The sequence below is a fragment of the Micromonospora sp. NPDC050397 genome (genome assembly GCF_044901685.1).
GTDB lineage: Bacteria > Actinomycetota > Actinomycetes > Mycobacteriales > Micromonosporaceae > Micromonospora_G.
In genome coordinates this window covers 383,943-406,531 of the sequence record NZ_JBJDPS010000005.1, presented here as the reverse complement: position 1 = coordinate 406,531, position 22,589 = coordinate 383,943, and the positions used below count along the sequence as shown (strand labels likewise).

Here is a 22,589-nt window from a genome sequence, read left to right as displayed (position 1 = left end):
AGGGGCGACCGTGAGCACGGGTCGCCCCTCGATCATGATCGTCGGCTGTCGGTACGGCCAGGATGCGGGATGCGAATGCGGGGAAGTATGGGCACGGGACGCGCCGAGGGCTTCGGAGGTGGCGGTGGGAAGCGTCCAATGGTCACACTGCGAACCATGAGTCATCCGCACCCGCAGCACGACCCGTGGGCCGACGCGGCGTCGCCGCACCCGCCGGCACCGCCCACGCATCTTCCCCCGACGCTGCCGATGGAGCTTCCCACGGAGCCGTATCCGCCGGCACCGACCTCGCCGGCCCTGCCGCAGCCGCCCGCCCCGCAGCCGCCCGTCTCGGCGGCCCCGTACCAGCCGCCGTACCCGCCGTACCCGCCGCAGCCATCCACGCAGCCGGCCTACCCGCCACCGCCGTATCAGCCACCGGTGTCGGCGGCGCCGTACCAGCCATCACCGTCGGCGGCGGCTCATCAACCGCCGTACCCGCCAGCGGCGTCCGTGCCGCCGGGTTACCCGCCACAGCCGCCGGGAGCCGCCTACCAGGCTCAACCGCCTGCGCTGGCACACCAGCCCTACGCTCGTCCGCCGGTGGCGGGAGACCCGCCGGTGTACGCCGTACCGGTGGTGCCGGCGAAGTCGGCCGGGGCTGCGGTCGCCCTGGAACTCCTGCCCGGCCTGGTGGGGATCTTCGGCATCGGCAACATGTACGCGGGGCGGGTCGGCGTCGGCATCACGCTGATGGTGTCGTTCTGGGTGCTGTTCTGGATCAACGTACTGCTGTTCTTCGTCGGCATCGGCTTTGCGACGCTGCCGCTGACCTGGGTCGTCTACCTGGTCGTCGGCGCGTTGCTGGCGGTGGGCGCGGTGCGGCGGCACAACTCCGGGATCGTGGTGCGCTGACTGGCGGATCCGTCCCGTCAGGACGGCCGGGGCCGACCAGCGTCGCCGCCGATCGGCCCCGTCCCGCGTACGCGGAGCAGGTCAGTTGCCGTTCCAGACGTACACCTTGGGGTTTGCGGCGTCGGCTTGCACGGTCGCCAGGCTGCCCGCGAAGAGCGAGTTGACCCGGGCCGCCTCGGCGGCGCTCGGGTTGGCGTTGGCACAGGAGACCGGCGCGCTGCTGCCGGACATCAGGTCGGAGCAGCGGCCGGTCCGGTTGTCCGGCAGGCCGAGGATGTGGCCGAGTTCGTGGGTCGCGATCCTGGTCCGGTTGTAGCCCTGGTTGACCGCCTCCCAGCCCATGTAGACCCGGCCCGACCCGAGTCCGGTCACGTACGCCCGGGGCCAGCCGTTGTCGACGTAGATGACGACGCTCGCCGGGGTGCCGGCGACCAGGCGTACGTTGCTCACCCGGCTGTTCCAGATCTGCGCCGCCTGGGTGAAGTTGGTGGTGAACTCGCCGGCACGGCTGGCGTCGTAGTAGACGGTGCGGACGGCGATGGTGGGATCGGCCAGCGCGGCCGTTCCGCTGGTCGCCTGTACGCCGACGACGGCACTCGCCGCCATCAGCACCGCCGCCACGGCGCGGAGGAATCGTCGTCTGACCATCGCGGGCTCCTTCATCCAATCCGATCGATGGCCGTTAATCTAATGGCGGTCGCGACGCCGGACCGCATAGCACTTGCCTCATACCGAGCACCCGAACCGCCGCCCGGACGATCCGGCCAATCCGTCATAGCAGACAGGCACCGACGGAACGGGATCGGTCATCATCCATCGCAACGTCCAGTAACCGCACGCTCGGCGCAGAGATTCAACCGCTGGTCGGCTGGACGCTGCGTCGGGGGTCAGCGGCCGGTATGGTCCGGGCCTATGGGACAGGAGACCACCGACCCGGGCGCTATCCACCAGGACGTGGCGAGGTACTCCCTACGAACCACTCTGCGGGTCTCCGCCTCGCCCGAACACGCCTTCGCGGTCTTCACCGGAGGGCTCGCGGACTGGTGGGTGATGGAGTACACCTGGTCCGGCCCGACCGCGCTCGCCGAGATCGGCTTCGAGCCGCGCGCGGGCGGTATGGCGTACGAGATCGGGCCGCACGGGTTCCGCGCCGACTGGGGCCGGGTCATCGACTGGCAGCCGCCGCACCGACTCGTCTTCACCTGGCAGATCGGGCCGGACCGGCTACCGGTGCCGGACCCGGCGAACGCCAGCGAGGTGGAGGCGCGGTTCCTGCCCGAGGAGGACGGCCAGACCCGGGTGGAGGTCGTACACCGTGGCTTCGACCGGCACGGCGAGGCGGCCGAGGGCTACCGCCAGGCGCTCACCGCCGGGTGGCACGAGATGCTCTCCCGGTACGCCACCTCGGTCCGGGTCAGCACCAACTGACACGCCAGCTCGGCGGGGCGGCAGCAACTGAAACGCCAGGACGGTTCGGGGCGGCAGCGACTAGCCTCGGCCGCCCGGCAGCTCTGAGCTGCCACCGGCACCGACGCCGGTGCCGCCCAGATCGGCCCGACGCCCCGCCTCGGCGCCCTGGTCCGCGCCGCCGCCGGCCAGTCGCCGGGCCGATGCCGTACGCAGCCTCGGGTAGACCTCGGCCATCCGCCGCTCCACCCGGCTGCTCCGGTCGGCCAGCACCAGCGCCACCGAGGTCCCCCGCTCCGGGGTGTCCGGGCTGGCCGCCGCGACCGACTCGGCCGCCCGCAGCCGCTCCGCCACCGTGTACGCGAAACCGGCGAGCCAGGAACGCCGGAAGGCGGCCGGTTGGTCCCCCGGTGGCACCGGGGTCCCGGCGAGCCCGTGCGCGGCCTGCACCAGCAGCGAGGTGAAGAGCAACTCGACCCGTTCCAGGTCACTGGCGAAGCCGAACAGGTGCATCGCGAAGCCGGAGTCCGACCGGCGTCGTACGCATCGACAGCGCAGCGCCGACGCGACCGCCGCGAGCAGCCCCGCCTTGTCCAACGCGTACGGTGCCAGCAGCTCGACCACCCGGTCACCGACCGGATCGGTGGCCGGGTCCCGTGCGGCGAGCAGTGCCCGGTCGACGCCGTACCGGGCGATCAGCTCGGTCGCCTTCGCGGTGAACGCCGCCGCCTCGGCGGGCGTGCAGGCCGGGTCCTCGGCCATCGCGAGCAGCTTGCGCACCTTCTCCAGCACCGGTCCAGACTGCCATCCCTGGCCCCGCGTCCAGCGCACCCGGTCAGGAGACGCGGTCAGGGGGCGCGGTCAGGGGGCGCGGTGGCGGAGGGTCGCGACGGCGGAACCGGCGAGGGTGAGCAGACAGTCGGGGAGCTGCCCGTCGGTCAGCGCGGCACCGAAGAGCGCCTCGGCCGTGTCGACGTCGGAGTTCGCGTACGCGCTGACAAATCTGGCCACCCAGCGCGCGTCGTAACCCGCCTCGTCGATGCCGGGGAACTCCAGGGTCCAACTGCCGCGCGGCACCTGGTCGCCGACCATCGTCGCGGCGAGACACCAGGCGACCTCGTATGCTCCCGCCACACCTGACCGGTCGACGACGGCATCGAAGGTGCCGACCACGGCGTCACTGTCGCCGACCAGCGCGGAGCGGAGCACCGCGTTGGCGTCGTCCAGCGTGTCCTCGGGAACGTCCATCACGTGCGGAAGGGTATGCCGACGGGTCAAGCCGGCAGGCACGAACAGCCAAACGTGATAGGTCCGCGTATATTACCGCCGGGGCAGAGTATCGCTCTGCGACCGCAGTCACACCGTCGGCCAAGAGCACGCTAGTGTGCGCAGCGGACCTTCGGGGAGGAAGGACGACGTCATGCCCGTACGACGTGGCTCGCGCAGTGCTGGTCTAGCCGCCTGCGCCGCGCTGCTGTTCGCCACCACCGCCTGTGGCTCGGACGAACCGGAGCAGTCCTCCGCGCAGCCGGTGCGGCTCTACGGCACGGACGGCAACATGCAGAACTCCTTCGTCAAGGAGTTCGACGGGCAGACCAAGCTGCTGGACGGCATGAAGGGCACGGTCCCGCTGACCCCGCTCTCCAACGACTTCAAGGCGCGGGTCACCTCGGTGGACCCCGCGCTCACCGACTTCCTCTACTCCGCCGAGGTGTACGACGCCATCGCGGTGAGCGCGATCGCCGCGCAACTCGCCGGTTCCACCGCGCCGGAGGAGATCGCGAAGCAGATCAACGGGGTCACCGTCGGCGGCGAGCGCTGCGACTCGATCAAGACCTGCCTGCCGCTCGCTCGCAACGGTGAGGACGTCGAGTACCGGGGTGTCTCGCTGAACCGGGGCGGCTTCACCGAGGCGGGCGAACCCTCCACGGCCAGCTACGCCACCATGCACTTCGGGGAACAGGCCAAGATCGACGACGGCAAGACGGAGTTCGTCGGTGCCGGCGACGAGTCGGGCGCCAGCACGCAGGCACCGCCGCCGCCGAAGAAGCAGGTCGGCGGCAAGAACGACAAGCGGGACGGCTCACCACTGAAGATCGGCGGCCTGCTGCCGAAGACCGGTGACCTGTCGCTCGCGTACCCGCCGATGGCGGCCGGCGCGAAGCTGGCGATGAGCGAGATCAACAGTGCGGGCGGCGTACTCGGCGAGCCGGCGGTCTGGGTCGACGGCGACGACGGCACCAACCCGGCCGTGGCCAAGGCGACCGTCGCACAGCACGTCGCGGCCGGCGTACACGTGATCATCGGTGCCGGCGCCTCCGGGGTTTCCCGGGCGGTGCTGCCGGACGTGGTCGCGGCCGGGCTGGTCCTTTTCTCCCCCTCGAACACCGATGCCGGTCTGACCACCATCGACGACCAGGGCCGCTACTTCCGCACCGCCCCCTCGGACATTCTCCAGGGGCGGGCGCTGGCCGACGTGATCATGCGGGACGGACCCCGGAAGATCGCGCTCGTCGCCCGGAAGGACTCGTACGGCGAGGGCCTCCAGGGCAACGTACGCGCCGAACTCGAACGGGCCGGCATCGCCACCGACCAGATCAAGCTGCTCACCTACGACCCGCCGGAGAAGCCGGACTCCCCGCCGGTCGACTTCTCCGCCGGAGCGCAGGAGATCAAGCAGTTCGGTGCCGACGCGGTGCTGGTCATCGGGTTCGGTGAGTCCGCACAGGTGATCAAGGCGCTGGACGGCGCCGGGGTGCAGATCCGGCACTGACGCCGCCGCTCGGCAACGGCTCGGCACCCGCTCGGCGCTGGCTCGGCGCCGGCCGTCGGTGGCTTACCGGTCGCGATTCGTACCCGTTGGTGTGGCACGTTCTCGGGATCAGCGGGGCCGGTGGTCGCCGTACGGTTTGCACGGACACCGAGCGAGCCGACCGAAAGGCGCCAGACGATGAGTGACTTCGCCGAACACCACCTGACCGGAGACGTCGACTCCGGCGCCGACCAGGGCTTCGGACCGGAGGGCGACCCGGGACACGACCTGGTCACGTACGAGCCGTTGGCGTTCGAACCGGAGACCGTGATCGAGCACCACGCCGACGGCTCCACCGAACTGCTCACCGACTTCGACGGCGACGGCGTGGCCGACCTGGTGCAGCAGGACCTCGACAGCGACGGTGTAGCCGAGACCACCCTGATCGACGGAAACCACGACGGCTCGCTGGACACCGTCCTGCGCGACTACGACGACGACGACACGGTGGACCGGATTCTCTCCGACACGAACGCCGACGGCACGGTGGACCGGGTGGCGGCCGACACCAACTCCGACGGTCTGATGGACCAGGTGACCAGGGACAGCGACCTCGACGGCCGCCCGGACAGTTGGATCGCCGACGTCAACCACGACGGGCGACCGGACCACTCGGTCACCGACATGGACGAGGACGGCCAAGCCGACCTGGTCATGGTCGACACCGATTACGACGGCGTGGTGAACCGGGTCGGCTACCTCGACCAGGACGGCAATCCCTACCTGAGCATCTGACCCTGGCCCTGATCACGCTGGCCGGCGGCGCACCGCGCCAGGTCCGCCTCCCGGGCGAGCGCCGGCGGGCCGCCGTTCAGCGTTTTTTCCGGTCCAGGAACTCGGTCATCCGGCGGTGCTTTTCCGGGTCCTCGAAGAGCACCGCCTGGCCGAGCAAATCGATCTGCGGGTGCGCGCCGACCGGGGCGTCGACCGCCAGCTTGGTCAGGCGCAGCGCGAGCGGCGATGCCTTCGCCATCTCGTCCAGCAGCTCGTGCGCGACGTCGAGCAGCTCGGCCGGCTCGTCCACCACCCGGTTGACCAGGCCGATCCGCAGCGCCTCGGCGGCGTCGACCCGCCGCCCGGTGAAGAGCAGTTCCTTCGCCCGGGTCTCGCCGACCAGGGTCGGCAACCGATGCGTCGCGCCGGCCCCGGCGATGATGCCCAGTCGCACCTCGGGCTGGCCGAAGAACGCACGCGCCGTGCAGATTCGCAGGTCGCAGGCGTACGACAGCTCGGCCCCACCGCCCAGCGCCGGCCCGTCGACGGCCGCCACGGTCGGCATCGGCAGAGCCCGCAGCCGGGCGAAGACGGCCTGGTTGATCGCGGCCAGGGCGTCGATCCGGTCCCGTTCCCGCAGTTGGGCGATGTCCGCCCCGGCGGCGAAAATGCCCTCCGTCCCACCGGTCAGCAGCAGGAGCTTCGGCTCCCGCTCCAGCCGCGCGCAGAGCTCGTGCAACGCGGCGACCAGGTCCGCGTCGATCGCGTTGCGCTTCTCCGGCCGGTCGAGGGTGACCACCAACCGGTCGGCCCGCTCCTCGATCCGCAGCAGGCTCCTGGCCGCTCCGTCGCTCACTGCTTGACCCCGTCCACCCAACGGTAGAAACCGTGCCCCGACTTCTTGCCCAGCCGTCCCTGCTCCACCATCGCCTCGAGCAGCGGCGGCGGGGCGAACCGGTCGCCGTACGCAGACTGGAGCGTACGGGCGATGTCGAGCCGTACGTCGAGTCCCACCAGATCGGTGAGCTCCAACGGTCCGACCGGGTGCCGGTATCCGAGCACCATCGCCTTGTCGATGTCAGCCGGGGCGGCGACCCCGTCCTCGACCATCCGGATCGCCTCCAGCCCGAGCGTGACGCCGAGTCGCGAGGTGGCGAAGCCGGGCAGGTCGCGTACGACAACGGGGTCCTTGCCGAGCCGACCGGCGAGCGCGACCGCCGCCTCGGTGGTCTCCGGCGCGGTGGCCGGGCCGACCACCACCTCGATCAGTGCCATCGCCCAGACCGGGTTGAAGAAGTGCAGACCGATGAAGCGTGCCGGGTCGGTCACCGCGCCGGCCAGCTCGGCGATCGGAATGCTGGAGGTGTTGGTGGCGAGCAGCGCCGGCCGCCGCTCGGCCGCCGCGGCGAGCACGCTCCGCTTGAGGTCGACCCGCTCGGGCACCGCCTCGACGATGACGTCCGGCCCGTCGGCCACCTCGGCCAGGTCCGACCGGAGCGTCAGCCGCCCACGCCCCTGTTCCGCCTCGTCTGCCGAGAGCTTGCCCCGCTCCACCGCCCGGTCGAGCAGCCGGCCGAACGCGCCGCCCGCCGACGCTGCCCGGTCCGGGTCGACCTCGACCAGGTCCACTCGGTAGCCGGCGGTCGCCGCCACGTACGCGATGCCGAGCCCCATGGTGCCGGCCCCGACCACCACAAAACGATCGTTCATGAATCGACCCTACGCAGTGCCGCTCGCGTCGTACCCGCTAGCCCCCGTCGGCGCGGCTAGCGTATGCGCAGCCGCGGTTCTGGGTACTGCGGACGCGCACCAGTGTGGTGCGCATCAGCATGATGCGTACCACGCCGATGCGCGTCAGCAGCACCGTGACCGCGTCGACCATAGTCAGCCGGAGAAAGGGCTTCCCCTCATGAGTGAGTCGCAGGCAACGACCGAGCCGCAGGAAACCGTCGAGACCCGTGGGGACGAGCGGGTCGACCTGATCCGCGCGGACACCAACAACGATGGCAGGACGGACCTCTGGGTGGCCGACACCGACGGCGACGGCAAGGCCGACCTGTTCCAGTTCGACACCAACGGCGACGGCAAGGTCGACATCACCATGGTGGACCTGACCGAGGACGGTACGCCGGACGAGGTCGTCGACGGCGACGGCGGCCTCCCGCCCGCGCCCCTGCCCCCCACCGTCGCGGTCTGACCCCGCCCCTCCCTCCACGACGACGGTTAGGAAGGGCCCCTTCCTATACAAAAAACGATAGGAAGGGGCCCTTCCTTTCACCGGGGTCGGCGGGAGGGCGGGCGGATGACGTCGGGCGGGACGGTGGCGGTGAGCCACACGCCGTTGTCGCTGCGGTAGAACTCGTGCCCCCGGGCGGCCAGCTTCGCCGCCTCGACCTCCAGCACCGACACCGCGCCGCCCCGGCGCCGCCCGACCGTCACCGCCGTCGACACATCCATCGAAAGGTGTACGTGGTGCCGCCGCCCCGGCCGCAGCCCCTGCTCCAGGATCGCCGGTACGTGAATCGTGTCGGTGCCGTGGTAGAGCAGCTCGGGTGGGGCGACCGGGTCGAGCGCCAGGTCGACCGCGACCCGGGCCGAATGCCCCTGGCTGGCCCGGATCAGGTCCACGCCGTCCGGTCCGCCCCGCACCGCGAACCGCTGCTTGTCGTTGCCCGCCACCACCTCGTCCAGCTCGGCCCGGCTCACCCGCCGACCGTGCCGCCCCAGCGCGGCCAACAGGTCGTCCACCGACACCCACCCGTTCGCGTCCAGGGTCAGCCCGACGCTGCCCGGAGCGTGCCGCAGCACCCGGGACAATCGCTTGCTGACCGAACGCAGCTCGGCCGGCTCCATCAGGCTGCCAGCCTGAGCGTCGCCAGGTAGTACGGCGCGTCCGCGTCGTCCACGTCGACCAGCCGCCAGGCGCTGCCCCGGACCAGCTCGCCCAGCTCGTCAGGGGTGCAGACCAGGTAGTCGAACCAGGGCGTTCCCAGCTCGCGGTAACGCAGCCGGAGCCGCAACTGGCCGCCGAGCCGACCGCGCGCCCGGTTCCGCTCGTGGTAACCGGTATGCACCGGGTCGGTGGTGCCGTACGGGTCGGTGCCGTGCGCGATGACCTGCGCGCCGGGTTTCGCCAGTGCCGCCAGCGCGGCCAGGAACCCGGGCGCCCGGTCCCGCCCCTCGATCAGCCCCAGGTTGTTGCCGAGCAGCAGGAACGTGTCGAACCGGTGGACGTTGGTGGCGTACTCGTCGACGGTGCCGAGCACCAGTCCGCGTACGCCCCGCTTGCGGGCCACCCGGATCGCGCCGGGCGATACGTCGAGACCGGTGACGGGAACTCCGCGCGCCTGCAACTCCAGCGCGATCCGGCCGGCACCCACCCCGATGTCGAGCACCTCGCCCCGGACCCGGTCGACCGCCCGGTGGTCGTACGGCTGCCAGTCCGCCGGCCCGTCCAGGTAGTGGGCGGCCGGGGCCCCGTTGATCAGGCCGTCGTCCCGCTCGATGATCTCCACCACGGGCCGGGGCAGCCGACCGCCGACCAGCGGGCGGGGTCCGATTCCGGTCGCCACCGCGAGCGTGTCCCGCAACATCTCGCCGAAGACGTCGCCAATTCGCGGCTGTTCCATGGGGTGAACGCTATCCGCCGGCCCCGCCGATCTGCCGCCGGCACCGTTCGCACCCGTGTTGAGCTGCGTAAACATGCTGGTAGCCTGGCTCGCTCCGGCGCGTACGACGAGGTAGCCCGGCCCGCTCCGATTCACAACGGGTTGATCTCGATTAGGTAATCGCCGCATCACAAACCACCGGTGCCGAAGATTTCTCCCACCGGTTGCGAACCTTTCCGACCAGCTCAGCTATCAGGAGCGGTGAGGGCGGCCGGTGGCGTCGCCCGGAACAGGGTTACGAGGGGACGCGGTGGAATGAGGCTGGTGCTACGGCGCGCCCGTACGGTGAAGGGCCTGTTACTCGCGGCAACCGGAGCGACCCTGATCGCCGCCGCCCTGCTCACCGGACTCGCCGGTTACAGCCGGCAGGTCGTCGAGGCGGGCGCCGCCAGCGCGATCGACTCCTCCGCGCCCGAGGAGCGGTCGGTGCTGGTCCGTGGCTCGGCCGGCGGCTCGGCGGAGACGCTGCGACAGCGGGACACGGCGCTGCGTACACAGGTGGAGCCCGGTCTCGCCGGCCTGCCCACGACCGTTTCGGCCGCCGGGTACGCCGCCGGCAGGCAACTCGCCGGTCCGGTCGGCAAGGCGGTGCCCGACGCGGACGGCGTGGTCTTCGCCTCCGTCGTCTTCCTCGACGACCTCGCCGAGCACGCCGAACTCAGCTCCGGTAGCTGGCCCCGGCCGGGTGCCGACCCGGTGCAGACCACGCTGGCCGAGCCGGTGGCGACGATCCTCGGGGTCGAGGTCGGCGACCGGATCCCGGTCACCGACCGGGTCACCGGTCGGGTGAGCGACCTGGTGGTGGCCGGCATCTGGCACCCCCGCGACCCGAAGGCCGGCTACTGGCGCCTCTCACCGGAGGTCACCGACGGCAACGCACCGCAGTCATCCACGTACGGTCCGTTGGCAGTTGACCGCACTGATTTTCTCCAGCACTTCGCCGCCAACGCCAGCGCGGCGTGGATCGTCGAGCCACGCCTGACCGGCGCGAGCGTGGCCGAGCTGAGCCGGCTCGCCGACACGGTCCGGAAGCTCAACAGCGAGCTGCCGAAGAGCACCGGGCTCGGCACCTCCGGCATCGTCACCACCGCCGTGGACCGGCTGGCCGAGCGGCTCGAACGGGCCAACCTGGTCGGCCAGTCGGCGCTGGTCACCCCGATGCTCCTGGTCATCGTGCTCGGCGGCTACGCGCTGGTGCTGGTGGCCGTGCTCCTGGTCGAGCAACGCCGGGGCGAGAACTCGCTGCTGCGGGCCCGGGGCGCGGCCCGCAACCAGCTCGCCGGGCTGGCCGTACGCGAGGCGACGCTGGTCGTACTGCCGGCGGCACTGATCGCGCCGTTGCTGGCCACCGAGGGGCTGCACCTGGTCGACCGGATACCGATGCTGGCCGAGGTCGGGCTGCGGTTCGAGGCCACCCCGCAACCGTTGAGCTGGCTGGTCGCCCTGCTCGCCGCAGCCGGCTGCGCGCTCGCCATCGTCGGCCCCTCGCTGCGGCGCAGCGGCACGTACGTCGCCGAACTCGCCAGCCGCTCCCGACCGAGCCGCCGGGCAATCGCCCAGCGGGCTGGCCTCGACCTGGCGCTGATCGCCCTGGCCGTGCTCGGCTGGTTCCAGCTACGGCAGTACTCCTCACCCCTCTCCGGCGCCCGATCCACCGGCCAGCTCGGCATCGACCCGCTGCTCGCGGCCACCCCGACCCTCGGTGTGCTGGCCGGCGCGGTGCTCGCGCTGCGGGTGCTGCCACCGATCACCCGACTGGCCGAGCGGTACGTGGACCGCAAACCGTGGACCGCCACCATCCTCGGCACCTGGCAGGCCGGTCGACGCCCGCACGCCGGCCCGGTCCTGCTGCTCGCCCTCGCCGTCGCGGTCAGCACCCTGGCCTGGTGCCTGGCCAGCACCTCCGAGCGGTCGCTGGTCGACCAGGCCAGCCACGAGGTCGGCACCGACCTGCGGCTGGTGGAGACAACCGGCCTGCCGACGGCGGACCGGACTCCGCAGGTGACCGGCCTGCCCGGCGCGCGTACGGCGCTCCCGGTCCTCCGGGACGACCTGCGGCTGGGCCCGATGGCGGAACCCGGCTCGCTGGTCGCGATCGACACGGTGGCCGGAGCCGACCTGATCCGGTTCCGGGACGATCTGGTCGACGGCGGTTCCCCGGCCGACCTGCTGCGCCAGGTGGGCCGGCAACGGGTCGCGGCTCCGTACGTCGAACTGCCGCCGGACACCCGGCAGCTCTCCGGGGTGGTCCGTACCACCATCGACAACACCCCGCTCTCCAACGAGGTACGCACCGACGCCGTCTTCGTCCAGCCGAACGGCGACTACCTGCGGGTGCCGCTCGGCACCAGCCGCGATGACCGGCCGCTGCGCTTCACCGTCGACCTGCCGGCGGGTGCCGCCCCCGCCCGGCTGGCCGGGTTCACCGCCGACGCGATCGGTTTCAACGGGACGCGGCTCGACTGGGCCCTGAGCCAGTTGCGGGTCGGGTCGGGTCCCACCGCCGGTCCGCCGCTCGACCTCACCGCCGGTGGCGGGTGGCGTACGGCCGACCGGTTCAACCGGGAGAGTCTGGCGAGTGCCGGCGCCGGCGCCCTGACCGCGCAGTACGCCTTCCAGACGGCGGCCGGCTCCTGGGGCGCCTCGCCGATGCACCTGGCCCTGGCCCGGGTCGCCGACACCGGACCGGTCCCGGTGCTGGCCACCCCGGCCGCGCTGGCCGCGCTCCGGCTCAAGATCGGCGACACCACCGGGCTCACGCTCGGCCCGGCCGACGTCGGGGTCACCATCGTCGGCACCGCCGAGTCGATCCCCGGCGAGACCGAACCGGCCGCGATCCTGGCCGACCTGCCCTCGCTGGCCAACCGGTACTTCCACAACTTCGGCACGGTCCGGTCGCCGGAGGAGTGGTGGGTCGCGACCGACCCGGGGCAGCACGCCGCGACCGCGCGGGCCGCAGCCGAACTCGGCGGCCTGCGGGTGGTCGACCGGCAGGCGCTCGCGGACCAGCTCGACCCGTACGGGGTGGGTGCCCGGGGCGCGTTGTTCGCCGCCGCGCTGGGCGCGTTGCTGCTCGCCGCGGTCGGCATCGCCGTCGACGTCAGCGCCACCGCCCGACGCCGGGTCAACGAGCTGGCGGTGCTGCACACCCTCGGTGCCGGTCACCGACTGCTGGCCCGGTCGCTCATCGCGGAGCAGTCCTTCCTCTCCGGAATCGGCGTCCTGGTCGGACTCGGGGTCGGGGTCGGGGTGGCGGCCACCATGGCGCCGCTGGTGATCCTCACCCCGTCGGCGGACCGACCATCGCCGCCACCGCTGCTCGCCGTCGACTGGCCACCGGTGGTCGCCACCACCATCGGCCTGCTGCTGCTCGCCCTGCTGCTCAGCGGTTTGGTCGCCACCACGCTGCGGCAGCGGCTCGTCGCCGCCCAGCTCCGGATCGGGGACGACCGGTGAGCGGCGGACTGGGGCCGACGACCGACCTGCCGGTGGACCAGCCGGCGCCCGGATCGCAGAACGGCACGAGAACCGGTTCGGCGCACGCGAGGAAGAGTCCGATGAGAGTCAGACGGTCCGGGCCACTACGCCGACTACGCGCCTTCGCCGGTCAGATCGGGCTGCTGGCCGTACTCGGCCTGGCGGCGGCGGCGCTGCTGACCGGTGCGCCCCGATTGGCCAACGAGTACGCCGACCGGGGACTGGCCGCGGACGTGGCGGGTCTGCCGTACCTGGTGCGGGACGTCTCGTTGCCGGTGACCGGCCAGCCCGACCGGAACGCCGAGGCCGGGATCGAGAGGATCGCCCAGTACCGGGACGCCCTGCCGCAGCCGTTGCCGGGGCTGGTCGGCGGTTCCTGGTACTCGGCCTCGGTCGACCCGATCGGCACGGCCGCCTCCGGGGACTTCATGCCGCTCAACGGCGATGTCAAGCCGTCCGTCGGGATACGCGCCCAGACCGGCGTACGGGATGCGGTCCGGATGGTCTCCGGCGACTGGCCGGCGGCGTCCGGGCGGGGGCCGACCGGCCGGATCGCGATCGTGGTGTCCCAGCTCACTGCCGAGGTGCTGCAACTCCGGCTCGGCAGCCACTTCGAGATCTCCGGCGAACCCGGGGGCGAGCCGATCGAGGTGGAACTGGTCGGCGTCTTCGAGGCGCTGGACCCGGCCGCGCCGGTCTGGGACGACATGCGACTGGCGCTCGAACCGCTGGTGCCGCTGGTCGACGGCGACCCGTTCCGGCTGCTCGCGGTGACCGACTGGGCCGGGATCGACGCGGCCGGCGAGGGACTGGGCCGGCTCACCCACAACTGGCGGTACCGGTTCGACGAACACCGGCTGACCTCGGGCAACGTCGAGTCGGTGACCACCGCCCTGGTGAAGCTGAAACGGGACTCCCCGGTGCCGGGTGCCCAGGTGGTGACCTCGCTGGAGGTCTCGCTGGGCCAGTTCACGCAACGGCTGGCCTCGGTACGGGCGCTGCTGGCGATCGTGCAGACCGGGGTGCTGGCCAGTCTGCTCGGGCTGATCCTGCTCGCCGCCCGGTTGTCGCTGGAACGTCGGCGGGAGGAGCTGGCCCTGCTCCGCGCCCGGGGTGCCTCGACCTGGGCCATCGGCGCCCGCACGGTCTCCGAGTCGGTGCTGGTGATGCCGCTGGCGGTGCTCCTCGGCTGGCTGCTCGGCACCCTGGTGCCCGGCCGACCGGCGGCGACCGAGTGGCTGGTCCCGCTGCTCGCGGTGCTCACCGTGGCGGCGGTCCCGGTGCTGGCGATGTCCAGCCAGCGCCGGGTCACCTTCGTGGCCCGCCGGCAGGACCTGGTCCGGCAACGGCCGTCGGCCCGGCGGATCACCGCCGAGATCAGCGTGCTCGCACTGGCCGCGCTCGGGCTCTTCCTGCTCCGGCGACGCGGGCTGGCACCGGACGGAGGGGTGGACCTCTACCTGGTCTCGGTGCCGGTGCTGCTGGCCGTCGGCACCGCGATGATCGCGCTGCGGCTGCTGCCCTGGCCGCTGCGGCTGGTCGGGCAGGTCGCGGCGCGGGCCCGGGGTGCGGTGCTGTTCCTCGGACTGGCCCGCGCCGGCCGGGGCGCACCGGTCACGATCGGACCGCTCGCGGTGCTGGTTCTCGCGATCACCACGGGGGTGTTCAGCGGCGTGGTCGCGGACACCATCTCGCACGCAAGGGACCGGGCGACCGAGCAGACCGTTCCGGCCGACGGCGACCTCACCGGGGTCACCTTCTCGGCGGCCACGGCGAATCGCCTCGAAGCCCTGCCGGGGGTGGACGCGGTTGTGCCGGTCTCGGTGGAGAACGCCCGGCAACTGCGCTCGGGGCCGGGTCCCGGGGACCGGGAGCTCGGCCAGACCCAGTTGGTGGTGCTGGACGTACCGAGGTTCGTCGAGGTGATGCGGCGCAGTGGCCTCTCCACCGAGGGGGTGCCGGCGGCCCTGCGCCAGGCGACCCGGGGCGACGGCCCCGTACCGGCGCTGGTCTCGCCCGCGATCGCGGAACAGGTCGGTGACGGCGCCGTCGCCAACGTCCAGGGCCGGCTGTACGCGTTCACCCCGACCGTGGTCGCGGAGAGCTTCCCCGGCGTGGAGATCGGGGTCGAGCGGTTTGTCGTACTGCCCTGGCAGGCCCTGCCGGTGCCGGACTTCAAGCCGGTCCTACCGAACCGGTTCCTGCTGGCCGGCGAGGGCTACGACCACGACGAACTGCTCCGGGTGGCGGACGAGGGCCAGGCGGAGTGGCGTTCGGCGGTGATCGGCAGGCCGGTCCCCGGCACCACCACCCCGGCCGACTTGGTCACCCGGTCCGACTACCGGCTCTCGCTCGACCGGACCGGCGGCAACGAGCTGCTCAGCCTGACGTTCACCATCGGCGCGCTGGGCGGCACCGTGCTGGCACTGCTCGCGGTCGGCTTCGCGGTGATCGCGGAGGCACGGACCCGGGGCCGGGTGCTCTCCCGGCTGCGCACGATGGGGCTCACCGGGCGCCAGGGACGACAACTGCTGGTGTACGAGCTGGTGCCGCTGGTCGGTGCCGCGTTGCTCGCCGGTGGGCTGGTCGGAGCCGTGCTGCCGACGCTGCTCGGCCCGGCGCTCAACCTCTCCACGTTCACCGCCGGGGTCTCCGCCCGGACCTATCTCGACCCGCTGCTGGTGGGTGGGGTGCTGCTACTGGTGGTGGTCGGTCTGGCCGCCGCTCTCGCGATCGAAAACCTGATCAACCGACGGATGCGCCTCGGCGAGGTACTCCGGCTCGGGGAGGAGAACTGATGACCGCTGCCCTGACCACCGCCGTACCCGATCTCGCGGCGTTGCAGCGCCGCGCCGCCGAGCGGGCGGCGGAGCGGGCCGGCGGCAACGACCGCCTGCGCGGGCACATCGTCTGCGACGGCCTGGTCCGCATCTTCAAGACCGAGGGCGTCGAGGTGGTGGCCCTGCAAGGGCTGGACCTGGTGATCGACCGGGGCGAGCTGATCGCCATCGTCGGCGCCTCCGGCTCCGGCAAGTCCACCGTGCTCAACATCCTCTCCGGGCTGGACGTGCCGACCGCCGGCATCGCCCGGGTGGCCGGCTTCGACCTGCTGACCATGTCGGCGAAACAGCGGCTGCGCTACCGCCGCCGTACGGTCGGTTTCGTCTGGCAGCAGACCGGGCGGAACCTGCTGCCGTACCTGACCGCTCGGGAGAACGTGGAGCTGCCGATGCGGCTGGCTCGGCGTACCTCCGGGCGGGCGGCCCGCAGGCGGGCGCTGGAGTTGCTGGAGATGGTCGGGGTCGGCTACTGCGCGGACCGCCGGCCGGGCCAGATGAGCGGTGGCGAGCAGCAGCGGTGCGCGGTGGCGGTCGCGGTCGCGAACGACCCGGAGGTGCTCTTCGCCGACGAGCCCACGGGTGAGTTGGACGAGGCCACGGCGGCCGACGTGTTCGACGCGCTGCGCACGATCAACGCCGAGCTGGGCGTGACGGTGGTGGTGGTCACGCACGACCTCAACGTGGCGACGCAGGTCCGCCGTACGGTCGCGATCCGCGACGGACGGACCGCCTCCGAGGTACGCCGTTCGTCCCGGATCGGCGCGGACGGGCTGGAGGAACTGGTGACCGAGGAGTACGCGGTGCTGGACCGCAACGGCCGGATGCAGTTGCCCGCGGCCTTCGTGGACGCGCTGGCCCTGCGGGACCGGGTGAAACTGAATCTGGAGCCGGACCACGTCGAGGTCCGCTCCGGTGACGAACCTCAGGAGGAGCAGCCGTGAGCGGCGAGGACCTGGTACGCGTCGAGGGCGTCAGCCGCGACTACGGCTCCGGTGACCGGGTGGTGCACGCGCTGCGGCAGGTGTCGTTCCGGATCGGTCAGGGTGAGCTGGTGGCGGTCCGGGGCCGGTCCGGCGCGGGCAAGACGACCCTGCTCAACCTGATCGGCGGACTGGACCGGCCGACCACCGGCCGGATCTTCGTCGCCGGTCGGGAGGTGACCGGGGCCGGCGAGAAGGGCCTGCTGGAGCTGCGCCGGGACACCATGGGCTTTGTGTTCCAGTCGTTCGGGCTGATCCCGATCCTCTCCGCGGCGGAAAACGTGGGTGTGCCGATGCGGCTGGCCAAGGTGGCGGCGGCGGAGCGGGAGGAGCGGGTGGCGATGCTGCTCGAACTGGTCGGGCTGGGCGCCCACGCGGGCCAGCGGCCGTACGAGCTCTCCGGCGGGCAGCAGCAGCGGGTGGCGATCGCCCGGGCGCTGGCCAACGACCCGCCGTTGTTGATCGCGGACGAGCCGACCGGGCAGCTCGACTCGGAGACCGGGCGTTCGATGATGGACCTGCTCCAGGCGCTGGTCCGGTCGCGTGGGATGACGGCGCTGGTGGCGACCCACGACACGACCCTGATCGAGCTGGCCGACCGGGTCCTCCAACTCCGCGACGGCCAACTGGTCGACGAGCCCCACCTAACGCCTGCTGTGTAAGGAAGGGCCCCTTGTTAACGCATAGCGTTAACAAGGGGCCCTTCCAATCGCTGCCTGCGGCGCGGGTGGGCGCCGTGGGTACGACTCAGGGGCGGTGGAGTACGGTTTCCCGTATCTCCGCCGCCCCTGAAACGAATCGCGACCGGCCCCAGGTTCGGGGTCAGTCTCCTTGACGCTGCTGGGGAATCTGCCCCTGCAGCAGGGCGCGAACCTCCGACTCGCGGTAACGCCGGTGGCCACCCAACGTTCGAATTGCGCTGAGCTTTCCCGCCTTCGCCCACCGGGTCACGGTTTTCGGGTCGACACGGAACATCGACGCCACCTCGGCCGGCGTGAGTAGCGGCTCTGGTTCGTGCGTACGCGATGCCATCGGTCACTCCTCCACAGGTGCCTATAGACATCGGCCGGGGTCCCGCCGGCCGACGCGTCTCCCATGGTCCGGCTAGTCCCCGATGTCCGACATGGGCCGAACGGCCGAACGTCCCTGGATGGACGGATGAACAATGACCGATTTATACAACTTTTCTATACTGAAAACTGTCTTATTCGGGCGCGTTGTGGCCCATCGTAACCCCAAGATTACGAGCAAGCCTCGCGTTGGAAACGCTCCACACCCCCCTGACCAGGGCAAACGCGATCAAGGGGTGTGACCACCCAACACACAAGATCAACTCAACGGGGGATAGGGGATTCATGTTTCCATCCCCTAGTCGGTCGGCCCATCAGTCACCTATCCGTCACCCACCGGACCGGGTGCGACAGCGGTTCTACTTCTTCCCTGACGCCCGCGAATCGGCGACGCCCGCGGGGGCGGCACCACCCGACGGGGGCCTACCCGACTAGTTGCAGCGCTCCAGCAACTGCACCGCGCGCCAGCGGGCGACCAACTTCTCGTACGCCTCGGTGGCCGCCTCCGCGTCGCCCCGGGACAGCCCGGCGAGCCCCTCGGCGACCAGGGCCGGCGAATTGTCCTCGGCCAGCGCCTCGTCCGGCAGCAACTGCACCAGGCCGCCGTAGTCCAGCTCCACCACCGACCGGGGGTGGAACTCCTCCAGCCAGCGAGCGCCCTCCTCGACCGCCTCGGTGATCGGCGCGTCCCCCACCGACTTGCGCAGCACCGCCAGGCCGCGCGACGCCCGGCGCCGGGCCTTGGAGATCTCGGTCCGGTAACGCAGCACCCGCCGCTCCGGGCGTACGGTCAACTCCCGCTCGGCCGCGTCCACGAAGACGAACCAGCGCAGCGGCACTCCCCAGGTGGCGATCTGCTCGTGCAGTCGGGGCACCCCGTGCTCCAGCACCCGCGCCCCGCTGCGGAAGTCCTCCACCACCGCCTTGGCCTGCCCGGCGAGCACCGGCGGGACGAACGCGTCAGCGAGCACCGGCGGCACCCCGTCCCGGGCACTCAACGCCGCCTCGGCCACCCGTACGCGCAGGTTCCACGGGCAGACCAGCAGGGTGTCGTCGGCCTCCAGCACGTACGCCTCGTCCGGCAGGTCGGGCAGCCGGGTCCAGCCGGCGCCGAGTGCCTCGATCACCGCCGTACGTTGCCGTCCCGGCCCTTCCAGCGGAGCGACCGCCCGGCCCTCCTTGACGTACCGGCGCCAGAAAATCTGGCGGTCCCGGTCGAACGCGGTCAGCGGCTCATACACCCGCAGGTAGGAAGCGAAGAGCGACGGCACGGCGCGATCCTCCCATGAAACCGGACTTCCCTGCCGCCGACCGCACCGATCACCGCCCACCGCCCCCCGCCAGGTGGGACAGGTCGTCCCCGGTCGGATCCGCTGCGGCGCGACGGTCGATATTAGGCTCGACAGCACCGGCGTCACCCCGCCGGCCACCGGAGAGGTCCGCGTCCCACAAAGACGCACACCGACATCAGGAGCAGTCATGGGCGTTTTCGCCAGCACCGACCAGCAGGTTTCGGCCGGGCATGAGCAGGTCGTCTTCTGCCACGACAAACCGACCGGCCTGAAGGCCATCATCGGCATCTACTCCACCGCGCTCGGCCCCGCGCTCGGCGGGACCCGGTTCTACCCGTACGCCAGCGAGGCGGACGCACTGCACGACGTACTCGACCTCTCCCGGGGTATGGCGTACAAGAACGCACTCGCCGGTCTCGACCTCGGCGGCGGCAAGGCGGTCATCTGGGGCGACCCGGAGCAGCTCAAGACCGAGCCGCTGCTGCGGGCCTACGGCCGCTTCGTACAGACGCTCGGCGGGCGTTACTACACCGCCTGTGACGTCGGCACGTACGTGCAGGACATGGACGTGGTGGCGCGCGAGACGCGCTTCGTCACCGGGCGCAGCGTGGAGCACGGCGGGGCGGGCGACTCGTCGGTGCTCACCGCCTGGGGCGTGTTCCAGGGCATGCGGGCCGCCGCCGAGCACCAGTGGGGCTCGGCCACCCTGACCGGCCGGCGGGTCGGCGTCTCGGGTCTCGGCAAGGTGGGCAAGCACCTGGTCAGGCACCTGATCGAGGACGGCGCGACGGTGGTCGCCACCGACGTCAACGAGAAGGCGCTGGAGTGGGCCCGGCACACGTACCCGGAGGTCGACCTGGTGGCCGACGCCACCGCGCTGATCACCTCCGACATCGACGTGTACGCCCCCTGCGCCCTCGGCGGCGCGCTCGACGACGAGACCGTCCCCGCGCTCCGCGCCAAGATCGTGGCCGGCGCCGCGAACAACCAGCTCGCCCACCCGGGGATCGAGAAGCAGCTCGCCGACCGAGGCGTGCTGTACGCCCCGGACTACGTGGTGAACGCCGGTGGCGTGATCCAGGTCGCCGACGAGATCGAGGGCTTCAACTTCGAGCGGGCCAAGCTGCGGGCGACCCGGATCTTCGACACCACCCGGGAGATCCTCCGGCTCGCCGACACCGAGGGCGTACCCCCGGCGGTGGCCGCGGACCGGTTGGCCGAGCGGCGGATGGCCGAGGTCGGCCGGCTCCGCTCCATCCACCTGCCCTGATCGCCCGCCCAGCGCCCGCACAGGGCCGCTAGCGCACCGGAAACGGGCTCGACCGGCGACGGTCCGACGGCCGGGGGACACTCCTTGCCGTCGGACCCGCCGGAAGGGCGGGCAGGTCGGCGGGTCCGGTTGGCGGGCACCCGGCAAACGCACGTGATTCGCCTCGTTTTGTCCGGCCTCGCCGGCTAAGGTCGGTCTCGACGGGCAACCCGCAGCACAGGGTGATCGAGCCGTCATGACCGGTTTCCGGCACGGTCGTTACCGGGGCGAAAAACCGCCCGGTCGGGTCAACCTCGACGCGCGGGCGCCACCGGCGGTAACCCGAGGTGCCGAAGGCGGGCATACCCATGTACCGTAAGAGCCACGAGAGATGCCTGACGTCATCGGGGCCCGCCTTCGGGCTGCCCCGAATTCTGTGCGAGGGGGTCGAGCCATGGGGCGCGGCCGTGCTAAGGCCAAGCAGACAAAGGTGGCCCGGGAGTTGAAGTACCACTCCCCGAACACCGACCTCGCCGCCTTGCAGCGAGAACTCGGCGGCAGCGGCAAGTCGGACCACGACTTCGACGACGACTACAAAGAGTATGTCGACGACGATGACGAGGACCACGACGCGGACGACGGCCCAGACAACTGGTCGCCTCCGGCTCGCTGACCTCCGTCGGGCACATTGAGCACGCGGTAACGCCCGCGTGCTCACGCGTGTCCGGATGGTGTGGCACACCGTTGGTCAACGCGGTTCCATCCGGTCAAGGGTCTGCCGTGCGGATCGTTCTCCGACCCGTGCGGCAGGTCCTTGACCGGTAGGCCGTACCCGCTCAGGGACCACACCCGCCCGTTCAGCGCGGTCGGTTGTTCCAGTTGTAGAACGTCGGGATGTTCTCGAAGTGGTTCCACGCGCACACCGCGCCACCACTTCCCCCCGCGACCTCGGCCCGGTCCCGACGAGCCTCCTCCGCCTCGCTGAGCAGGCTGGTGAGCCCACCACGGGCCGCGCGGACCCGGTCGGTCACCGGGTCGAGGGTCGAGCCCTCGGCCGGCTCAGCGGCCCGCAGGCTGGTGCTCTCGCGCATGGTCCAACACTCCCTCGAGTAGGCGGATCTTGCTGTTACGGCAGTGGTTGGTCTCCGTACCGTCGAAACGTCCCTGCTCGAAGTAACGGTTGGCAGCGTGCCCGCCGCCACAGAAGCCGAAGTACGCGCAGCCGGACCGGCAGGACTCCACCCCGGCCAGGAACTCCCGCACCCAGGGCAGCCCTTCGGCCCCGGCGATGATCTCGTCAAGGCCGGTGCTCAGCACGTTCCCGCTGGTGAAGTCGCCGTGCTCCGGGTCGGAGAAACCGGCCAGTTCCGGCGAGAGCAGGATCACCGAGCCGTCGTAGCCGACGGTGGGGATCGGGTCGAGTTGACGCGGCAGCAGGTCGTCGGCGGTGTCGTCGAGGACCGCCGAGGCGTACCGCAGCGACCACTCGATCTCCCGCAGATGGATCCTCGGGGTACGGCGCCAGGCGGCGACGAGTTCGCTCCAGAAGCCGGTGACCGCCGCCGCCGGATGGGCGTTACGCCGCGTGTTGACGCCCTCCATCTCCTCGATGTTGATCCCGAGCACGTCGCACCCCAGGTCGAGGAAGTACGCGTACAGCTCGGCGGCGAGACCCGGCTCGGGACGGCTCACCACGCAGAGCGCCGAGAACGGCACCCCATTGCGGCGCAGCGCCTCGATGCCCCGCTCGATCCGGTCGTACGCCGGCCGCCCGCCCCGGCCCACCCGGTCGCCGTTGCGCTCCCGTGGGCCGTCCACACTGACACTGACCCGCACCCGGTGGGCGGCGAAGAACTCGCACCAGGCGTCGTCGATCAACGTGGCGTTTGTCTGCACGTGGTGCTCGACCCGTTCGTCGAACGGGGCCAGCAGCCCGGCCAGATGCTCCCTGCCGGCCGCGAGGGGCTCGCCGCCGTGCCACACCACCGAGAACCGTCCGGACCTCGCCCATTCGTTCACCGGCCCGGCCACCGCGGCGGCCACCGGGATGGGCATCTTCCGATCATCGGCCCGAAACGGTAGATAGCAGTACGAACAGTCAAGATTACAGAGCGTGGTCGGCTGCATCACCACGTACGAGGGCACGGGGGCGATGCCCCGCATCCCGCTCGACACCTGCCGCCGGA

The 22,589-nt window shown here is 71.5% G+C and carries 22 protein-coding genes; 11 read left to right on the top strand and 11 right to left on the bottom strand.

Going from position 1 to position 22,589, the window contains the following annotated elements; genetic code table 11:
* Window positions 1–156 precede the first annotated feature (156 nt).
* A complete protein-coding gene (locus ACI2K4_RS20680) occupies window positions 157–894 on the top strand; it encodes a hypothetical protein (RefSeq protein ID WP_404513317.1) in 738 nt (245 codons plus the stop codon).
* A gap of 81 nt (window positions 895–975) precedes the next feature.
* Here ACI2K4_RS20680 and ACI2K4_RS20675 read toward each other — a convergent pair whose 3' ends face one another.
* Window positions 976–1,542: a snapalysin family zinc-dependent metalloprotease gene (locus ACI2K4_RS20675; RefSeq protein WP_404513316.1), complete on the bottom strand. Its 567-nt coding sequence runs from the start codon at window positions 1,540–1,542 to the stop codon at window positions 976–978.
* 264 nt (window positions 1,543–1,806) lie between these two features.
* On the opposite strand from ACI2K4_RS20675, the gene ACI2K4_RS20670 reads away from it, so the two are divergent.
* Window positions 1,807–2,322: an SRPBCC family protein gene (locus ACI2K4_RS20670; RefSeq protein WP_404513315.1), complete on the top strand. Its 516-nt coding sequence runs from the start codon at window positions 1,807–1,809 to the stop codon at window positions 2,320–2,322.
* Window positions 2,323–2,382: 60 nt separating this feature from the next.
* On the opposite strand, the gene ACI2K4_RS20665 is transcribed toward ACI2K4_RS20670, so the two are convergent.
* Window positions 2,383–3,093, bottom strand: a complete 711-nt coding sequence (locus tag ACI2K4_RS20665; RefSeq protein WP_404513314.1) for a DUF2786 domain-containing protein — start codon at window positions 3,091–3,093, stop codon at window positions 2,383–2,385.
* 69 nt (window positions 3,094–3,162) lie between these two features.
* Complete coding sequence (locus ACI2K4_RS20660; protein WP_404513418.1) at window positions 3,163–3,549, bottom strand: hypothetical protein; 387 nt, start codon at window positions 3,547–3,549, stop codon at window positions 3,163–3,165.
* Window positions 3,550–3,721: 172 nt separating this feature from the next.
* Between ACI2K4_RS20660 and ACI2K4_RS20655 the strand changes: the two genes are divergently transcribed.
* Both ACI2K4_RS20655 and ACI2K4_RS20650 read left to right on the top strand, forming a co-directional pair.
* Window positions 3,722–5,074, top strand: coding sequence for an ABC transporter substrate-binding protein (locus ACI2K4_RS20655; RefSeq protein ID WP_404513313.1), 1,353 nt, complete (start codon window positions 3,722–3,724; stop codon window positions 5,072–5,074).
* Between the two features lie 177 nt (window positions 5,075–5,251).
* Complete coding sequence (locus tag ACI2K4_RS20650; protein WP_404513312.1) at window positions 5,252–5,848, top strand: hypothetical protein; 597 nt, start codon at window positions 5,252–5,254, stop codon at window positions 5,846–5,848.
* Between the two features lie 76 nt (window positions 5,849–5,924).
* On the opposite strand, the gene ACI2K4_RS20645 is transcribed toward ACI2K4_RS20650, so the two are convergent.
* Window positions 5,925–6,704 carry an enoyl-CoA hydratase/isomerase family protein gene (locus tag ACI2K4_RS20645; RefSeq protein ID WP_404513311.1) on the bottom strand — a complete coding sequence of 260 codons (780 nt, stop codon included), beginning with the start codon at window positions 6,702–6,704 and terminating at the stop codon, window positions 5,925–5,927.
* On the bottom strand, window positions 6,680–7,537 hold the full coding sequence (locus ACI2K4_RS20640; protein WP_404513310.1) for a 3-hydroxyacyl-CoA dehydrogenase family protein: 858 nt from the start codon (window positions 7,535–7,537) through the stop codon (window positions 6,680–6,682). Before ACI2K4_RS20640 ends, ACI2K4_RS20645 begins: the two co-directional genes overlap by 25 nt.
* 199 nt (window positions 7,538–7,736) lie before the next feature.
* Here ACI2K4_RS20640 and ACI2K4_RS20635 point away from each other — a divergent pair, with 199 nt between their 5' ends.
* Window positions 7,737–8,024, top strand: coding sequence for a hypothetical protein (locus ACI2K4_RS20635; protein WP_404513309.1), 288 nt, complete (start codon window positions 7,737–7,739; stop codon window positions 8,022–8,024).
* A 77-nt stretch (window positions 8,025–8,101) separates the two neighbouring features.
* Here ACI2K4_RS20635 and ACI2K4_RS20630 read toward each other — a convergent pair whose 3' ends face one another.
* Together ACI2K4_RS20630 and ACI2K4_RS20625 are read right to left on the bottom strand one after the other, a co-directional pair.
* Window positions 8,102–8,680, bottom strand: a complete 579-nt coding sequence (locus ACI2K4_RS20630) for an RNA 2'-phosphotransferase (RefSeq protein WP_404513308.1) — start codon at window positions 8,678–8,680, stop codon at window positions 8,102–8,104.
* Entirely contained in the window at window positions 8,680–9,456 is a 777-nt protein-coding gene (locus ACI2K4_RS20625) for a class I SAM-dependent methyltransferase (protein WP_404513307.1), read from the bottom strand. Before ACI2K4_RS20625 ends, ACI2K4_RS20630 begins: the two co-directional genes overlap by 1 nt.
* Before the next feature lie 294 nt (window positions 9,457–9,750).
* On the opposite strand from ACI2K4_RS20625, the gene ACI2K4_RS20620 reads away from it, so the two are divergent.
* The 4 genes from ACI2K4_RS20620 to ACI2K4_RS20605 all read left to right on the top strand — a co-directional run bounded on the left by ACI2K4_RS20620 (window position 9,751) and on the right by ACI2K4_RS20605 (window position 17,454).
* Window positions 9,751–12,951 (top strand): FtsX-like permease family protein, encoded by a 3,201-nt coding sequence (locus ACI2K4_RS20620; protein ID WP_404513306.1) that lies wholly within the window; start codon window positions 9,751–9,753, stop codon window positions 12,949–12,951.
* A 101-nt stretch (window positions 12,952–13,052) separates the two neighbouring features.
* Window positions 13,053–15,770, top strand: a complete 2,718-nt coding sequence (locus ACI2K4_RS20615) for an FtsX-like permease family protein (protein WP_404513305.1) — start codon at window positions 13,053–13,055, stop codon at window positions 15,768–15,770.
* Window positions 15,770–16,753: an ABC transporter ATP-binding protein gene (locus ACI2K4_RS20610; RefSeq protein ID WP_404513304.1), complete on the top strand. Its 984-nt coding sequence runs from the start codon at window positions 15,770–15,772 to the stop codon at window positions 16,751–16,753. The genes ACI2K4_RS20615 and ACI2K4_RS20610 overlap by 1 nt, the downstream gene beginning before the upstream one ends.
* Entirely contained in the window at window positions 16,750–17,454 is a 705-nt protein-coding gene (locus ACI2K4_RS20605; RefSeq protein WP_404513303.1) for an ABC transporter ATP-binding protein, read from the top strand. The genes ACI2K4_RS20610 and ACI2K4_RS20605 overlap by 4 nt, the downstream gene beginning before the upstream one ends.
* Window positions 17,455–17,614: 160 nt before the next feature.
* On the opposite strand, the gene ACI2K4_RS20600 is transcribed toward ACI2K4_RS20605, so the two are convergent.
* Together ACI2K4_RS20600 and ACI2K4_RS20595 are read right to left on the bottom strand one after the other, a co-directional pair.
* On the bottom strand, window positions 17,615–17,824 hold the full coding sequence (locus tag ACI2K4_RS20600; RefSeq protein ID WP_007073996.1) for a BldC family transcriptional regulator: 210 nt from the start codon (window positions 17,822–17,824) through the stop codon (window positions 17,615–17,617).
* A 469-nt stretch (window positions 17,825–18,293) separates the two neighbouring features.
* On the bottom strand, window positions 18,294–19,133 hold the full coding sequence (locus ACI2K4_RS20595) for a hypothetical protein (RefSeq protein ID WP_404513302.1): 840 nt from the start codon (window positions 19,131–19,133) through the stop codon (window positions 18,294–18,296).
* A gap of 208 nt (window positions 19,134–19,341) precedes the next feature.
* Between ACI2K4_RS20595 and ACI2K4_RS20590 the strand changes: the two genes are divergently transcribed.
* Window positions 19,342–20,424, top strand: coding sequence for a Glu/Leu/Phe/Val dehydrogenase dimerization domain-containing protein (locus ACI2K4_RS20590; protein WP_404513301.1), 1,083 nt, complete (start codon window positions 19,342–19,344; stop codon window positions 20,422–20,424).
* A 433-nt stretch (window positions 20,425–20,857) separates the two neighbouring features.
* Window positions 20,858–21,076 carry a DUF3073 domain-containing protein gene (locus ACI2K4_RS20585; RefSeq protein WP_121157576.1) on the top strand — a complete coding sequence of 73 codons (219 nt, stop codon included), beginning with the start codon at window positions 20,858–20,860 and terminating at the stop codon, window positions 21,074–21,076.
* Between the two features lie 184 nt (window positions 21,077–21,260).
* On the opposite strand, the gene amcA is transcribed toward ACI2K4_RS20585, so the two are convergent.
* A complete protein-coding gene (amcA, locus tag ACI2K4_RS20580) occupies window positions 21,261–21,494 on the bottom strand; it encodes a multiple cyclophane-containing RiPP AmcA (protein WP_404513300.1) in 234 nt (77 codons plus the stop codon).
* On the bottom strand, window positions 21,463–22,566 hold the full coding sequence (gene amcB / locus ACI2K4_RS20575; RefSeq protein WP_404513417.1) for a cyclophane-forming radical SAM peptide maturase AmcB: 1,104 nt from the start codon (window positions 22,564–22,566) through the stop codon (window positions 21,463–21,465). The genes amcA and amcB overlap by 32 nt, the downstream gene beginning before the upstream one ends.
* Window positions 22,567–22,589: the final 23 nt, after the last annotated feature.

What these genes read in the sequence shown, in the direction of transcription:
- ACI2K4_RS20680 (WP_404513317.1), top strand. Translation starts at nt 157, where the DNA reads ATGAGTCATCCGCACCCGCAGCACGACCCGTGGGCCGACGCGGCGTCG.
- ACI2K4_RS20675 (WP_404513316.1), bottom strand. Translation starts at nt 1,542, where the DNA reads ATGGTCAGACGACGATTCCTCCGCGCCGTGGCGGCGGTGCTGATGGCG.
- ACI2K4_RS20670 (WP_404513315.1), top strand. Translation starts at nt 1,807, where the DNA reads ATGGGACAGGAGACCACCGACCCGGGCGCTATCCACCAGGACGTGGCG.
- ACI2K4_RS20660 (WP_404513418.1), bottom strand. Translation starts at nt 3,549, where the DNA reads ATGGACGTTCCCGAGGACACGCTGGACGACGCCAACGCGGTGCTCCGC.
- ACI2K4_RS20655 (WP_404513313.1), top strand. Translation starts at nt 3,722, where the DNA reads ATGCCCGTACGACGTGGCTCGCGCAGTGCTGGTCTAGCCGCCTGCGCC.
- ACI2K4_RS20650 (WP_404513312.1), top strand. Translation starts at nt 5,252, where the DNA reads ATGAGTGACTTCGCCGAACACCACCTGACCGGAGACGTCGACTCCGGC.
- ACI2K4_RS20640 (WP_404513310.1), bottom strand. Translation starts at nt 7,537, where the DNA reads ATGAACGATCGTTTTGTGGTGGTCGGGGCCGGCACCATGGGGCTCGGC.
- ACI2K4_RS20635 (WP_404513309.1), top strand. Translation starts at nt 7,737, where the DNA reads ATGAGTGAGTCGCAGGCAACGACCGAGCCGCAGGAAACCGTCGAGACC.
- ACI2K4_RS20630 (WP_404513308.1), bottom strand. Translation starts at nt 8,680, where the DNA reads ATGGAGCCGGCCGAGCTGCGTTCGGTCAGCAAGCGATTGTCCCGGGTG.
- ACI2K4_RS20625 (WP_404513307.1), bottom strand. Translation starts at nt 9,456, where the DNA reads ATGGAACAGCCGCGAATTGGCGACGTCTTCGGCGAGATGTTGCGGGAC.
- ACI2K4_RS20620 (WP_404513306.1), top strand. Translation starts at nt 9,751, where the DNA reads ATGAGGCTGGTGCTACGGCGCGCCCGTACGGTGAAGGGCCTGTTACTC.
- ACI2K4_RS20615 (WP_404513305.1), top strand. Translation starts at nt 13,053, where the DNA reads ATGAGAGTCAGACGGTCCGGGCCACTACGCCGACTACGCGCCTTCGCC.
- ACI2K4_RS20610 (WP_404513304.1), top strand. Translation starts at nt 15,770, where the DNA reads ATGACCGCTGCCCTGACCACCGCCGTACCCGATCTCGCGGCGTTGCAG.
- ACI2K4_RS20600 (WP_007073996.1), bottom strand. Translation starts at nt 17,824, where the DNA reads ATGGCATCGCGTACGCACGAACCAGAGCCGCTACTCACGCCGGCCGAG.
- ACI2K4_RS20590 (WP_404513301.1), top strand. Translation starts at nt 19,342, where the DNA reads ATGGGCGTTTTCGCCAGCACCGACCAGCAGGTTTCGGCCGGGCATGAG.
- ACI2K4_RS20585 (WP_121157576.1), top strand. Translation starts at nt 20,858, where the DNA reads ATGGGGCGCGGCCGTGCTAAGGCCAAGCAGACAAAGGTGGCCCGGGAG.
- amcA (WP_404513300.1), bottom strand. Translation starts at nt 21,494, where the DNA reads ATGCGCGAGAGCACCAGCCTGCGGGCCGCTGAGCCGGCCGAGGGCTCG.
- amcB (WP_404513417.1), bottom strand. Translation starts at nt 22,566, where the DNA reads ATGCGGGGCATCGCCCCCGTGCCCTCGTACGTGGTGATGCAGCCGACC.